Annotated in this window: 14 protein-coding genes; 6 read left to right on the top strand and 8 right to left on the bottom strand. The window is 73.1% G+C overall.

The genetic code is table 11. The features are described from left to right. Position 1: 1 nt before the first annotated feature. Together Pdca_RS15550 and pyrR are read right to left on the bottom strand one after the other, a co-directional pair. Positions 2–946, bottom strand: a complete 945-nt coding sequence (locus Pdca_RS15550) for an aspartate carbamoyltransferase catalytic subunit (RefSeq protein ID WP_085913904.1) — start codon at positions 944–946, stop codon at positions 2–4. Further along, entirely contained in the window at positions 943–1,533 is a 591-nt protein-coding gene (pyrR, locus tag Pdca_RS15545; protein ID WP_085913905.1) for a bifunctional pyr operon transcriptional regulator/uracil phosphoribosyltransferase PyrR, read from the bottom strand. Before pyrR ends, Pdca_RS15550 begins: the two co-directional genes overlap by 4 nt. Before the next feature lie 572 nt (positions 1,534–2,105). On the opposite strand from pyrR, the gene bldD reads away from it, so the two are divergent. Then, positions 2,106–2,597 carry a transcriptional regulator BldD gene (gene bldD / locus Pdca_RS15540; RefSeq protein WP_085913906.1) on the top strand — a complete coding sequence of 164 codons (492 nt, stop codon included), beginning with the start codon at positions 2,106–2,108 and terminating at the stop codon, positions 2,595–2,597. A 266-nt stretch (positions 2,598–2,863) separates the two neighbouring features. Here bldD and nusB read toward each other — a convergent pair whose 3' ends face one another. Continuing rightward, on the bottom strand, positions 2,864–3,283 hold the full coding sequence (gene nusB, locus Pdca_RS15535) for a transcription antitermination factor NusB (protein WP_085913907.1): 420 nt from the start codon (positions 3,281–3,283) through the stop codon (positions 2,864–2,866). 1 nt (position 3,284) lies between these two features. Further along, entirely contained in the window at positions 3,285–3,845 is a 561-nt protein-coding gene (gene efp / locus Pdca_RS15530; protein WP_085913938.1) for an elongation factor P, read from the bottom strand. Positions 3,846–4,046: 201 nt separating this feature from the next. Between efp and Pdca_RS15525 the strand changes: the two genes are divergently transcribed. From Pdca_RS15525 to Pdca_RS15505, 5 genes are read left to right on the top strand one after another with little or no spacing between them, the layout of a single operon-like run. Next, complete coding sequence (locus Pdca_RS15525) at positions 4,047–4,748, top strand: response regulator (RefSeq protein ID WP_085913908.1); 702 nt, start codon at positions 4,047–4,049, stop codon at positions 4,746–4,748. Beyond that, positions 4,729–6,804, top strand: coding sequence for a sensor histidine kinase (locus Pdca_RS15520; protein ID WP_125911427.1), 2,076 nt, complete (start codon positions 4,729–4,731; stop codon positions 6,802–6,804). Before Pdca_RS15525 ends, Pdca_RS15520 begins: the two co-directional genes overlap by 20 nt. Before the next feature lie 42 nt (positions 6,805–6,846). After that, positions 6,847–7,608, top strand: a complete 762-nt coding sequence (locus Pdca_RS15515) for a CPBP family intramembrane glutamic endopeptidase (protein WP_085913910.1) — start codon at positions 6,847–6,849, stop codon at positions 7,606–7,608. Continuing rightward, positions 7,602–8,492 carry an ABC transporter ATP-binding protein gene (locus Pdca_RS15510; protein WP_197720068.1) on the top strand — a complete coding sequence of 297 codons (891 nt, stop codon included), beginning with the start codon at positions 7,602–7,604 and terminating at the stop codon, positions 8,490–8,492. The genes Pdca_RS15515 and Pdca_RS15510 overlap by 7 nt, the downstream gene beginning before the upstream one ends. Then, the gene (locus Pdca_RS15505; protein ID WP_085913912.1) at positions 8,492–9,724 is read left to right on the top strand and encodes an ABC transporter permease; all 1,233 of its coding nucleotides are present in this window, start codon (positions 8,492–8,494) and stop codon (positions 9,722–9,724) included. Before Pdca_RS15510 ends, Pdca_RS15505 begins: the two co-directional genes overlap by 1 nt. A gap of 19 nt (positions 9,725–9,743) precedes the next feature. Here the strand turns inward: Pdca_RS15505 and Pdca_RS15500 are convergent, their stop codons facing one another. The 4 genes from Pdca_RS15500 to Pdca_RS15485 are packed head-to-tail and all read right to left on the bottom strand — an operon-like array spanning position 9,744 to position 13,185. After that, positions 9,744–10,724, bottom strand: a complete 981-nt coding sequence (locus Pdca_RS15500; RefSeq protein ID WP_085913913.1) for an ABC transporter substrate-binding protein — start codon at positions 10,722–10,724, stop codon at positions 9,744–9,746. 16 nt (positions 10,725–10,740) lie between these two features. Then, positions 10,741–11,526, bottom strand: a complete 786-nt coding sequence (locus Pdca_RS15495) for an ABC transporter ATP-binding protein (protein ID WP_085913914.1) — start codon at positions 11,524–11,526, stop codon at positions 10,741–10,743. A 19-nt stretch (positions 11,527–11,545) separates the two neighbouring features. Further along, positions 11,546–12,331 (bottom strand): ABC transporter permease, encoded by a 786-nt coding sequence (locus Pdca_RS15490; RefSeq protein ID WP_085913915.1) that lies wholly within the window; start codon positions 12,329–12,331, stop codon positions 11,546–11,548. After that, complete coding sequence (locus tag Pdca_RS15485; RefSeq protein WP_232021584.1) at positions 12,328–13,185, bottom strand: ABC transporter permease; 858 nt, start codon at positions 13,183–13,185, stop codon at positions 12,328–12,330. The genes Pdca_RS15490 and Pdca_RS15485 overlap by 4 nt, the downstream gene beginning before the upstream one ends. Positions 13,186–13,206 lie beyond the last annotated feature (21 nt).

Here is a 13,206-nt window from a genome sequence, read left to right as displayed (position 1 = left end):
TTCACTCCGGTGCTCCGGCGAGAAGGTGGTAGAGGACGGCCATCCGGACGTGCACGCCGTTGCGCACCTGGGCCAGGACGGCGGAGTTCGGCGCGTCGGCGACCGCGGGGGCGATCTCCATGCCGCGCACCATCGGGCCGGGGTGCAGCACCACGGCGTGGTCGGGGAGCAGTGCGGCGCGGTCGGCAGAGAGCCCGTAGCCGACCGCGTACTCACGGGCGGACGGGAAGAACCCGCCGTGCATCCGCTCGGCCTGCACCCGCAGCATCATCACCGCGTCGGCCGCGGGCAGCTCGGCGTCGAGGCTGTGCGAGACCCGGCACGGCCACTGCTCGACACCGGCGGGCAGCAGCGTCGGCGGCGCCACCAGCACCACCTCGGCGCCCAGCGTCGCCAGCAGCAGCACGTTGGAGCGGGCCACCCGGGAGTGCAGGACGTCGCCGACGATCGCGATCCGCCGCCCGGCGATCCCGCCGAGCCGGTCCCGCAGGGTCGCCGCGTCGAGCAGCGCCTGGGTGGGGTGCTCGTGCGTGCCGTCACCGGCGTTCACGATCGCGGTCGGGGTGCCGGTCGCCTCCCGCGCCGCGTCCACCCAGTGCGCCAGCCGATGCGCCGCACCGGATGCCGGGTGCCGGACGATCACGCAGTCGGCGCCCATCGAGGACAGCGTCAGCGCGGTGTCGCGCAACGACTCCCCCTTCGACACCGACGACCCGGAGGCGGAGACGTTCACCGTGTCCGCGCTCATCCACTTGCCGGCGATCTCGAACGACACCCGGGTGCGGGTGGAGTTCTCGTAGAACATCGTGATCACCGTGCGGCCGCGCAGCGTCGGCAGCTTGCGGACCTCGCGCCCGAGCAGCGCCTGGCGCAGCCGGTCGGCGGTGTCGAGCAGTGCCGTCGCCTCGCTGGCGTCGAGATCGGCGACCGAGAGCAGGTGCCTCACGCGGTCTCCTCCTGGGTGATCCAGACTCCGTCGTGGGCGTCGATCTCGGTGAGCGAGAGCAGGATCTGCTCGGACCGCGACGTCGGGACGTTCTTCCCGACGTAGTCGGCGCGGATCGGCAGCTCCCGGTGCCCGCGGTCGACCAGGACGGCGAGCTGGACGATCCGCGGCCTGCCCTCGTCGCGCAGCGCGTCCAACGCGGCCCGGGTGGTCCGGCCCGACATCAGCACGTCGTCGACGAGCACGACCAGCTTGTCGTCCACCCCGCCCTCGGGGACGGCGGTGGACTCCAGCGCGCGGGCCGGGCCACGGCGCAGGTCGTCGCGGTAGAGGGTGGCGTCCACCGACCCGACCGCCGGTGCGACGCCGGCGAACTCGGTGATCGCCTGGGCCAGCCGATGTGCCAGATGGACGCCGCGGGTCGGGACGCCCAGCAGGACGAGATCGTCCGGGCGATCGGGACCGAAGGCGGTCTTCTCGATGATCTGGTGCGCGATGCGCGCGATGGTGCGGGTGACGTCGGCGGCGCTGAGCAGTTCCCGGCCGGGATCCTGCGCACCGACGTCCCCGCGGCGGTTCTGCGCCACGAGGAGTGCTCCTTCCCCGCCTCACCGGACGGGTCTTAAAGGACGGTCTTGCCGCAGACAACCTAGCAACCGGCCCGGCCGGTCCGCGGCCCGGCCGCAGCGGGTCACAAGGCGACCCCGGCCACACCACGACACCCGATCGAGGTCACGGTCCGGTGACGATGCGCAGTGACGGTCGCGATCCGCAACGGTCGTCCAGGCGTACCCGATTCCGCCCATGCGGACTCCCGAGTGGTGTGGTCCACCCATGCCCCCGGCACCCACCGCTACCGCTGACGAGGGACACGGACTGCCCCGTTCGTGTGGGAAACCGCTCGTCAACCCCCCGAGCAGGGGGTCGAACTTGACCGCGCCGGACCGGACCCGGAAGATTACTCTCCGTATCAAACAGTGAACGTGCAGCAGTGTTGCGGGGCGCGTGACGGACGCGGATCCGGACTTGCCGGCGCGGCACCGTACTCACCGCCCCGGCCGGGCACCACCCACAGAGGCGACGGCGGGGAGGGTTCGGTGCACCGCCGGTGACCGGCCCGTCCGCCGCCAGCACGCCACCGTCAGGAACGAGGGGATCGATGGGCGACTACGCCAAGGCGCTCGGGGGGAAGCTCCGGGCGATCAGGCAGCAGCAGGGGTTGTCGCTGCACGGCGTCGAGCAGAAGTCGGGCGGCCGCTGGAAGGCGGTCGTCGTGGGCTCCTACGAGCGCGGCGACCGTGCGGTCACCGTGCAGAAGCTGGCCGAGCTGGCCGACTTCTACGGGGTGCCGGTGGCCGAGCTCCTCCCCGAGGGGCGCATCCCGTCCGGCAGCGAACCCGCCACCAAGATCGTGATCAACCTGGAGCGGCTGCAACAACTGCCCGCGGACAAGGTGGGCCCGCTGGCCCGCTACGCGGCGGCCATCCAGAGCCAGCGCGGCGACTACAACGGCAAGGTTCTCTCGATCCGCGCCGAGGACCTGCGCTCGCTGGCGATCATCTATGACATGTCCCCCGGTGAGCTGACCGACCAGCTCATCGAGTGGGGTGTGCTACCTCCCGAAGCCCGCCCGGGTACCCAGGTGGGATGATCGGGTCCGCACCGGACGCGCCCCAGGGGAAGGGTGGCGCGCCCGGTGTACGGCCCGGCGGTGGCGGCCGGGGGTCTCAGCACAGTCCCCCCGGCCGTCACCGCCCGGTTCACGCCCGGTCGAGCGCCAGCACGTCGATCTCGACGAGGATGTCCATCAGCTCGAAGCCGACAGCAGACCCACAGCGGCCTGCCGGGGGCCGGTGAGCTGCACGCGCACCCGGTTCCACAATGTCGCGGCAGGCCTGGGCTGAGGCCGGCCGCGGTCTACAGCGTGGCGCGCAGGTGCTCGGCGATGTCCGAGATCTGGCCGAGCACACCGTTGACGTAGCGCGGCGAGTCGTCGGTGGACAGCGTCCTGGCCAGCTCCACCGCCTCGGTGATCGCCACCGGGTCGTCGACGTCGTCCACCCACAGCAGCTCGTACACGCCGATCCGCAGCAGCCCGCGGTCGACGGCGGGCATCCGGTCGACGCTCCAGCCCTCGGCGTGCTCGGCGATCAGCTGGTCGATCCGCTCCAGGTGGGTGGCGACGCCCTCCACCAGCTTCCCGGCGTACTCCTGCACCGGCGGGGCGTCGTCGGTCTGCCGACGCGCGGCGAGCACCGTCAGCGGTGCCTCCTCGCGCGCCTCGGACTCGAACAGGATGTCCAGGGCCCGTTTGCGGGCCTTGGTCCGTGCGCGCACCTCAGCTCACGCGGCCGAGGTAACGGCCGTCCCGCGTGTCGACCTTGACCCGGGTGCCGCTCTCCAGGAACAGCGGCACCTGGATCTCGGCACCGGTCTCCAGGGTGGCCGGCTTGGTACCGCCGGTCGAGCGGTCGCCCTGCAGACCCGGGTCGGTGTGCGAGATGATCAGCTCCACCGAGGTGGGCAGCTCGATGAACAGCGGCTCCCCCTCGTGCAGCGACACCTGGGCGTTGGCGTTCTCCAGCAGGTACCGGGCGGCGTCGCCGACGGCCTTCTCCGGGATCGGGATCTGGTCGTAGGTGTCGCCGTCCATGAACACGAAGTCCGTGCCGTCGCGGTAGAGGTAGGTCATGTCGCGGCGGTCGACCGTCGCGGTGTCGACCTTCGTGCCCGCGTTGAACGTCTTGTCGACGACCTTGCCGGACATCACGTTCTTCAGGGTGGTACGAACGAACGCACCGCCCTTACCGGGCTTGACGTGCTGGAACGCCGTCACGGTCCACAGCTGGCCCTCGAGGTTCAGCACCAGGCCGTTCTTCAGGTCGTTCGTCGTCGCCACGTGCGCGCTCTCCTGATCGGGTGTCGGGGTCTGGCTGTCGGGCACCGGGCGGCGCGGCACGCCGGTCGAGCGGTGCATCGGGCGCACCGTCCCAGCTGGGCGGTGCGCACCTGACGGAGAACGATACCGGCCGGAGCCACCTGCGAGGATGCCGGGTGGAGCTCGCGGGTGCGCGGGCGGACACGAGGGACGGGGTGCGGAATGACGGTCCGGGTGGTGGTGGCCGACGACCAGGCGGTGGTCCGGGCCGGCCTGCGGACGGTGCTGGCCGCCGCTCCGGACATCGACGTCGTCGGCGAAGCGACCGACGGCGCCGCCGCGGCCGAGCTGGCCGAGTCGCTGCGCCCGGACGTCGTGCTGATGGACGTGCGGATGCCCGGGACCGACGGGATCGAGGGCACCCGGCGGATCCGCGCACTGCGCGACCCGGCCATCCGGGTGCTGGTGGTCACCACTTTCGACCTGGACCGGCACGTCTACGACGCGCTGCGGGCCGGTGCGTCGGGCTTCGTGTTGAAGGACGTCGAGCCGGAGGATCTGCAGGTCGCGGTGCGCACCGTGCACGCGGGGCACGAGCTGTTCGCGCCGTCGGTGACCCGCCGGCTGGTCGGCTCGTTCGTGCCGGCCCCCACGGAGCCGGACGCCGGGCCCGCCGGGGGGCTCACCGAGCGGGAACGCGAGGTGCTCGCCCTGGTCGCGGCAGGACTGTCCAACGCCGAGATCGCCGACCGGCTGGTGCTCGGTGGGACGACGGTGAAGACGCACGTGTCGAACCTGCTCGCCAAGCTGGGCCTGCGGGACCGGGTGCAGCTGGTGGTGTTCGCCTACGAGCACGGCCTGATCGGGAACAACCCGGCCGGGACGGGTGACGCGGGACGTACGGGTGACCCGGGCCGCGGCTGATCCGGCGCCGCTGCCCGGCTCCCGGGCCGGCGACGTGGCGCTGGCGTCGCTGGTGCTGCTGCTCGGCGCCCAGGAGCTCGTCTCGCTGGTCTCCGCGACCGATTCGCTCGTCCGCGGGGTGCTGCCCGGCCCGGCGGCCGTGGTCGTCGTCGTGGGATCGGTGCTCGTCGTGGCACAGGCCGCGACGGTGCTCCTGCGCCGGCAGCGGCCGCAGCAGGCCTACCTGCTGATGGCCGCCCTGATGACCGCGCAGCTCACCCTGGTCGGCGCGATCGGCGTGTTCGGGTGGGGGGTTCTCGCGTTCGCCGTCGCTCGGTCACCCGGCCGGGCCGCCGGCGTGCTGGGCCTCCCGCTGCTGGGTGCGCTGGCGCTTCCGGCACTCGCCCGCGGCTGGGGGCAGCCGACCTCCCAGGAGGTCGGCGAGCAGGTCGGGGCGGTCGTCGGGATGGGGTTCAACGCGGTGCTGCTCGTGCTGATCGGCACGCTCGCCGGACGGTGGACGCGGACCGCGGCCCGGCGGGCCGACGAGCAACTCCGTGCGGCCGGGCGGATCCGGCGGGCGGCGGCGCTGGAGATCGAACGGGCCCGGATCGCCGAGGAGATCGGCAGCGGGGTGCTCGCCGGCCTGCACCGGCTCGTCGACCGGGCGGCCCGGATCGGCGTAACCGGATCCGGGCCCGCGGCCGGCGGCGAGATCGCCGATGCCACCCTGCGGGCGCTGCACGGGCAGGCCAGGGAGGTGCTCGCCGCGATGCGCCGGGTGCTGGGCGTGCTGCGGGCACCCGATGGCCCCGACGCCCCGGCTCCCGTCGAGGACGTGCCGCTCGCTCGCCGGGTGCCGCCGCTGCCGGACCGGGCCGGGCTGGTCACCCTCGGCGCGTTCGTCGCCGTCGCGGCCGCGTTCGCGGCGCTGCCCACCGTGGACGTCGGCGATGACGGTGTCGACCTGATCCTGGGGTTGCTGCGGCTGCCGGTCGCCGATCCACTCGCGGCACTCGTGGTCGGAGCCCAGTTCGCCGCGATCGCCTGGTGGCGGACCGCCCCGGTGCCCGCCCTGCTGGTGTCGGGAGCCGGATCGCTGCTGGCCGGCGGACTCGGCGGGGCCAACCTGTTCGCCGAGATGGGCTGGAGCCTGCTCGTCTGGGGCGCCGCGACCCGCGCGCCGGTGCTCCGCTCGGGGATCGCCACCGTGGTGTCGACCGCGCTGGTGGCGGCCGGGGGGATCCTGTTCGGCACCTGGGAGCGGCTGGGTCCGGCCGGGACGACGACACTGTCGTTCCTCGCCGTCGTGCCGTTGTGGGTCGCCGGGGTGATGGTCGGCAGGCACCGGCGGGCGACCGAGCAGCTGCGCCGGGAGCGGGCCGACGCCGAGGAGCGCGACGCACTCGGCCGGGAACGGCTGCGGGTGGCCCGGGAGCTGCACGACGTGGTCGCGCACCACGTGTCCGCGATCGCGGTGCAGGCGGGCGCGGCCCGGATGGCGGCCGATCCGGCCGTGCGGGCCGGGGCGTTCGAACACATCGCCGAGTCCGGCAGGCGGATCGCCGACGTGCTGCCCGACCTGGCCGGATCCACCCCCGACCCGCACGGGCTGGTGCTCGACCCGCGCGGCGTCGACCGGCTGCTGGCACCGTCCCGGGAGGCCGGGCTGCCGGTGCGCGCCGAGATCGACGGGACACCGGCGGACCCACCGGGCGAGGCCGAGCTGTTCGCCCAGCGGATCGTCACCGAGGCCCTCACCAACGTGCTCCGGCACGCGGGCCGCGCGGCCACCGTGGTGCGGATCGGGCACCGCACCTCGGAGGTGATCGTCGAGGTCACCGACGGTGGGCCGGTCCCGGGGCACCGCACCGAGGACGCCGGGTCCGGGCTGGGGCTGGTCGGCATGCGCGAGCGGGTGGAGCTGCTGGGCGGCGAGCTGTCGGCCGGCTCCGACGGCCCCGGCTGGACGGTGCGTGCCACGCTCCCCCGCGAACCGCTCGTCCTCGCGGACGAGACCGGCGGGACCGCGATCTCGTCCGCGGCGCCGACGCGGGACGACACCCCCGGCCCCTAGCGTCGGAGGCCACCGACACCGGTGGCGGCGAGGGGGACGACGATGACCGACGATACGACTGCACCGGCGAGCACGGCCGCCGGGGCGCAGCCCGGTACCGCCGAGCCGCGGGTCGGTGCCGGCCCGCCCGACCGGCCGTCGCTGGGCTGGACCGAGCTGCTCGTCGGCGCCGTGCTGTACCTGGTGCTGAGCATCGCCGGCGGCGCGCTCCTGTTCGTGGCGGGCGGCGGCATGCCCGCGGCGGTGCCGCTGCTGGCGGTCACCGGTGTCGCCACTTTGGTGGCCGCACTCGCCGTGCTCGCGCTGCGGGTCCGGTGGCTGCCCGCGATCGGGTTGCGCCGCACCACGCTCGGCTGGCTGTTGGTGGCCGTCGCGGCCGGGCTGGTCGCGCGCGTGCTGGCCGCCGCGCTCGGCTACGGCTATCAGCAGGTCACCGGTGACATGTCGAACCCGCAGGCGTTCCTGGGCGACGCGCTGGGCGGCGGCGGCGTGCTGGTCTTCGCCGGGATCCTACTGACCGGGGCGCTGCTCGTCCCGTTCGCCGAGGAGCTGCTGTTCCGCGGGATCGGCTACGGCGCGCTGCGCCGCTACGGGGTGTGGGTCGCGGTGCCGGCCAGCTCGGCGGTGTTCGCACTCGCACACGGGGTGAACGTGGTGATGGTGATCGCGCTGCTGCTCGGTGTGGTCTGCGCACTGCTCTACGAGCGGTCGCGCTCGGTGTGGCCGGCGGTCGTCGCACACTCCGTGTTCAACGCGTCCGGGTTCGTCGTCGCCGGACTGTTCCTGGGCGGAGCCGGATCGTGACCCTCGAGATCGACGCGCTGCACAAGCGCTACGGCCGGACCGTCGCGCTGGACGGGGTGAGCTTCGACGTCCGCCCCGGCGAGATCTTCGGCTTCGTCGGCTCCAACGGCGCCGGCAAGACGACGACCATGCGGATCGCGCTCGGTGTGCTCGCCGCCGACGCCGGTGAGGTCCGGCTCGCCGGCCGGCCGGTCGACCTGCAGGTGCGCCGCACGATCGGCTACATGCCCGAGGAGCGTGGCCTGTACCCGAAGATGAAGGTCGGTGAGCAGCTCGCCTACCTCGCCGAGCTGCACGGCCTCGACCGGACCACCGCGCAGGACGCGGCGGCGCACTGGGCCACCCGCCTGGGCATCGCCGAGCGGCTGGGCAGCACGGTGGACGCGCTCAGCCTCGGCAACCAGCAGCGCGTCCAGCTGGCGGCCGCGCTGGTCCACGATCCGGCCGTGCTGGTGCTCGACGAACCGTTCTCCGGGCTCGATCCGGTCGCGGTGGACGTGATGAGCGAGGTGTTGCGGGAGAAGGCGCGCACCGGTGTCCCGGTGCTGTTCTCCAGCCACCAGCTCGATCTGGTGCAGCGGCTCTGCGACCGGGTCGGGATCATCGCGGCCGGCCGGATGCGGACCGTCGGGACGGTCGGCGAGGTCCGGCGCAGCGGCGGGATCCGGCTCGAGGTGCACGCGCCTGCCGCGCCGCCCGGCTGGGCCGACGGGGTGGCCGGGGTGCGGGTCGAGCACGCGACCGGCGGGCGCACGACCCTGGTGCTCGACGAGCACGCCGACGACCAGGCGGTGCTCGCCGCGGCGCTGGCCACCGGACCCGTGCACGGATTCACCGTGCACACCCCGTCGCTGAGCGACCTGTACCGAGAGGTGGTGTCCTGATGGGTACGCCGGTCCTGCCCGCCGGACGGGCCGCGTCACAGCTGCCGGCCCGCCGGGCGGTGCTGCTGGTCGCCCGGCGCGAGTTCCGCGCCCAGGTGGTCAAGCGCAGCTTCGTGGTCAGCAACCTGATCGTGCTGCTGGTGATCGCCGGCGGGATCATCGGATTCTCCATCTTCTCCGGTTCCGGCGAGCCGGACCGCTCCACGGTCGGTGTCGTCGGAGCGGCGCCGCTGGGCGCCTCGGTCGCGGATGCCGCCGAGCGGGCGGGCATGCCGGTCGAGATCCGCCCGCTCGCCTCGGCCGAGCAGGGCCGGGCCGCGGTCGAGGCCGGTGATCTCGACGTCGCGCTGGTCCCCGGCGACGGCGGCGCCGTCGCGGTCGTCGACTCCGAGCTCCCGTCCGGGCTCGGCGGCGTGCTGGACGCGGTGCTCGCCGGGCAGGCCCGCGACGCCGCGCTGAGCGGGCTGGGGGTCACCCCGGAGACGCTCGCGCAGCGGACCGCCCCGGCGGTGCTCACCGTCGACGCGCTGGACCCACCCGATCCGGAGGCCGGCCAGCGAACCGCGCTGAGCGTGGCCGCGTTGTTCCTGCTGTTCGGGCAGATCCTCGGGTTCGGCACCTACGTGGCGATGGGCGTGGTCGAGGAGAAGTCCAGCCGGGTCGTGGAGCTGCTGCTCTCGACGATCCGGCCGCTGCACCTGCTCTGGGGGAAGATCGTCGGGATCGGCACGGTGGGATTGCTGCAGCTGGCGGCGTACGGCGTCGTCGGGCTGGCGGCGGGGCTCGGGACCGGGATGCTGACGCTGACCGGGACCGCGGTCGGGGTGTTCGCGAGCGTGCTGGGCTGGTTCGTGCTCGGGTTCGCCTTCTACGCGGTGCTCTACGCCGCGGCCGGCTCGATGGTCTCCCGCCAGGAGGACGTCAACTCCACGACCACCCCGCTGATGCTGAGCCTGTTCCTGATGTACGGCGCCGCGTTCTACTACCTGGGCTCACCGGACTCACCGCTGATGACGGTGCTGCCGTGGCTCCCGCCGTTCTCGGCGATCCTGATGCCGCTGCGGATCGCGGACGGCTCGGCGAGCACCGTCCAGATCGTGGTGACGGTGCTGCTCATGCTGGCCTCGACCGCGGTGCTCGCCTGGATCGCGGCGCGGGTGTTCCACCGCTCGGTGCTGCGGACCGGTTCGAGGGTGCCGTGGCGGGAAGCGCTCGGGCGGGCCGGATCATGACCCGCCCGAGCGCCCCGGCTCACCCGCAGATCAGCTCGTCGGCGGTGGGTGCCTCCTCGACCACCCCGTACTGCTGCATGAAGGTCATCTGCTCGTCGATCGCCGCGCGGTCCAGCTCGGAGGTGAACACCGGCAGCCGCATCCGCTCGGCGAGCTCCGGCGGGATCTGGGTGAAGGTCGGGATGGCCGCCCGCACCGCGTCCGGGTTCTCCCGGGCGTGGTCGAGGGAGCGCTCCATCGCCCGGGTGAACCGCTCGACGGTCTCCGGCTCGCCCTGCACGAACTGCCTGCTCGCCGCGTAGGCGCCGTTCGGGTACTCCGGTGCGAGCGCCGACTGCGGGGCGAAGACGACCTCGCCGCCCTGGTCGAGCACGGTCGTCACGAACGGCTCTGCGGTGTACCCGGCGGCGATCCGGCCGCCCGCGATCGCCGCGGGAACCTCAGGGAACGGCACCTCGATGAACTCCACCGATGCCGGGTCGACGCCCTCCCGGTCGAGCGCGGCGCGGATCAGCACCTCGGCGACGCCACCGAGCGCGTTGATCCCGATCGGGCTCCCGACCAGGTCCTGCGGCGAGGAGATGGTGTTGTCCGGGCCGGCGACCATCACCTGCCAGTCGTCCTCGGCGCTGGTGCCGGTCGCGTCGCTGGCGGTCAGCACGCACACCGGGACGTTGCGGCCGGCCGCGACACCGGCCGAGATGTACCCGACGAACCCGACGTCGTAGTCACCGGACACCAGCCCGGTGACGATCTCGTTGCCGCCCTGCAGCACGGTCGGCTCGATCTCCAGGCCCTCCTCGGCGAAGAAGCCCTGCTCCATACCGAGGTACATCCCGGCGGCGTTGGCGATGGGCAGGGTGCCGATCCGGACGGTCGTCGGGCCGTCCCCTGCGCTGCCACCGTCACCGCCACCGCAGCCGGCCGCGACCAGCGCGACCACGGCGGCGAGTGCGGCGACCGCACGGACGCGGGCACCTCTCCGGTGTGGCTCTCCCATGATCACTCTCTTCCGGTCAGGCGGACGTCGGTTCGGGGGTGGTGGGGCGTTTGATCGATCGCCAGACGTGGCCGCGCAGCCGGGTGAACTCACCGAGCTCCTTGGTCGCGACCTGATCCCGCGGGCGGGGCAGGCCGACGTCGACGATCTCCGCGACCGCGGTCGGCGACGGGGTGAGCACGACGACCCGGTCGCTCAGGTAGACCGCCTCGTCGATGTCGTGGGTCACCAGCAGCACGGTGATGCCGTAGCGGGCCCGCAGATCGAGTACGAGATCCTCCAGGTCGGCCCGGGTCTGCGCGTCCACCGAGGCGAACGGCTCGTCCATCAGCAGGATCTCCGGCTGGTAGGCGAGTGCTCTGGCGATCGCCACCCGCTGCTGCATCCCGCCGGAGAGCTGCCACGGGTACTTCGCGCCGGCGTCGGCCAGCCCGACCGAGCCGAGGGTCTCGCCGACCAGCGTGGTGAGCGCGTCGGCGGCGAGCTTGCGGCGCTTCAGCGGGAACGCGACGTTCTGCTCGACCGTCATCCACGGGTAGAGCGAGCGGGAGTAGTCCTGGAAGACCAGCGCCATCTTCTCCGGCGGGCCGTCGACCGGCTCCCCGTCCAGGGTGATCGTGCCCGCGGTCTGCGGCAGCAGCCCGGCGACGCACTTGAGCAGGGTGGTCTTTCCGGCGCCGGACGGCCCGACGATCGTCACGAGCTCCTGCTCGGTCACCGAGAAGGAGACGTCCCGGACCGCCTCGAACGCCGATCGGGTGCCCTCGCCGTAGACCATCCGCAGGTGTTCGACGTGCAGCATGGAGATGCCTCCCGGGAGGTCAGGCCGAGCCGGCGCGGGCGCCGCGGTGCCACCGCAGCGCGCGCCGCTCGACGAGCAGGAACAGGCCGTTGAGGGCGTAGCCGAGCAGGGCGAGCAGGAATATCCCGGACCACATCTCGGTGATGGCGTAGGTGCGCTGGGACTGCAGGACGAAGTAACCGATGCCCTCGGTGCTGGCGACCATCTCCGACACCACCATCATGATCACCGCGATCGACAGGCTCACCCGTGCGCCGGCGAAGATCTGCGGTGACGCCGATGGCAGCACGACCCGGCGCAGGTACTCGCCGCGCGGGATCCGGTAGCTGCGCGCCGTCTCCCGCAGTGTCGGGTCGACACCGGCGACGCCGTCGACGGTGTTCAGCAGGATCGGCCAGAAGCAGACGAACGCGATCAGCGCGACCTTCATCGTCGAGCCGACGCCGAGCACCAGGATCCCGGCCGGGATCAGCACCGGTGGCGGGATCGCCCGCAGGAACTGCACGACCGGATCGCACATCCGGCGGGCGGTGTCGGACAGGCCCAGTGCCAATCCGATCCCGACGGCTGCGACGACCGCGATCAGATAGCCCGCGAACAGCCGGGAGAGGCTGGGAACGACGTCGCTGCCGACCCGCTCGAACAGCCAGGTGTCCGCGAACGCCCGGAAGATGTCGGTCAGCGGCGGGAAGTAGAACGACTCGCTGCCCTGCGACAGCACCGCCCATGCCACGAGCACCAGCACCGGCACGGCCACCTCGAGCCCCAGGCCGGTCCTGCGCTGCTGCCGGGTCGGCGCGCTCATCGGCCCTGCTCCCGGTGCGACGGGTGCCAGGCGAGCAGCCGGGCCTCGATCCGGGCCAGCAGTGCGTTGAGGCCCCAGCCGATCAGCCCGGTCACGATGATCAGGGCGTACATGGTGTCGACGGCGGCGCTCTGCCGGGCGATGTTGATCTCTTGGCCGAGCCCCGGTGCGCCCAGCACCAGCTCCGCGGTGACCACCAGGATCAGCGCCACCGCCGAGGAGATCCGCACCCCGGTGACGACGTAGGGCAGCGCACTGGGCAGGGTCACCCGCAGCAGCCGGTCCCGGCGGGACACCCCGAACGAGCGCGCGGTCTCGGTGGCGACCGGATCGACGTCGCGCACCCCGTAGAGGGTCTGCAGCAGGATCGGCCAGGTCGCCGCCCATGCCGCCAGGAAGACCTTGCTCTCCAGCCCGGCTCCGAACACCAGCACCGCGAGCGGGATCAGCGCCACCGACGGGATCGGCCGGAGGAACTCCACGATCGACCGGCTGGCCATGAACAGCAGGAACACCGAGCCGATCAGGATGCCCAGCGGGAGTGCGAGCAGCACCGCCAGCCCGAGGCCCAGCGCCCAGCCCTGCAGCGTCTGACCGACCGGGATCCACAGTCCGGCGCCGTCGACGACCAGCCGGCCCAGTGCGGCGAACATCGCCGACGCCGGTGGCAGGAACCGCTCGTCGACCAGGCCGATCCGCGGGGCGAGTTCGAAGACGCCGATCGCGGCGGCCACCCCGGCGAGCGGGAGCAGGCGGCGGCCGGGAGCGACCGGGGAACGGGCCGGTCGGGCGGGGGGCGGGTCGTTGTCGCTGCTCTCCGGCGCTGCGGTGGGCCGGGCCGCGGCTCGTGCCACGCTGCTCCTTCTCCGTGTCGC

This window comes from Pseudonocardia autotrophica, assembly GCF_003945385.1.
GTDB classification, from domain to species: domain Bacteria; phylum Actinomycetota; class Actinomycetes; order Mycobacteriales; family Pseudonocardiaceae; genus Pseudonocardia; species Pseudonocardia autotrophica.
This window is presented reverse-complemented; position numbering and strand designations above follow the sequence as displayed.

Bases quoted from the DNA above. Each gene is read 5' to 3' on its own strand.
- bldD (WP_085913906.1), top strand. From the start codon at position 2,106: ATGGGCGACTACGCCAAGGCGCTCGGGGGGAAGCTCCGGGCGATCAGG.
- Pdca_RS15525 (WP_085913908.1), top strand. From the start codon at position 4,047: ATGACGGTCCGGGTGGTGGTGGCCGACGACCAGGCGGTGGTCCGGGCC.
- Pdca_RS15495 (WP_085913914.1), bottom strand. From the start codon at position 11,526: ATGCTGCACGTCGAACACCTGCGGATGGTCTACGGCGAGGGCACCCGA.
- Pdca_RS15505 (WP_085913912.1), top strand. From the start codon at position 8,492: ATGGGTACGCCGGTCCTGCCCGCCGGACGGGCCGCGTCACAGCTGCCG.
- Pdca_RS15500 (WP_085913913.1), bottom strand. From the start codon at position 10,724: ATGGGAGAGCCACACCGGAGAGGTGCCCGCGTCCGTGCGGTCGCCGCA.
- Pdca_RS15515 (WP_085913910.1), top strand. From the start codon at position 6,847: ATGACCGACGATACGACTGCACCGGCGAGCACGGCCGCCGGGGCGCAG.
- Pdca_RS15490 (WP_085913915.1), bottom strand. From the start codon at position 12,331: ATGAGCGCGCCGACCCGGCAGCAGCGCAGGACCGGCCTGGGGCTCGAG.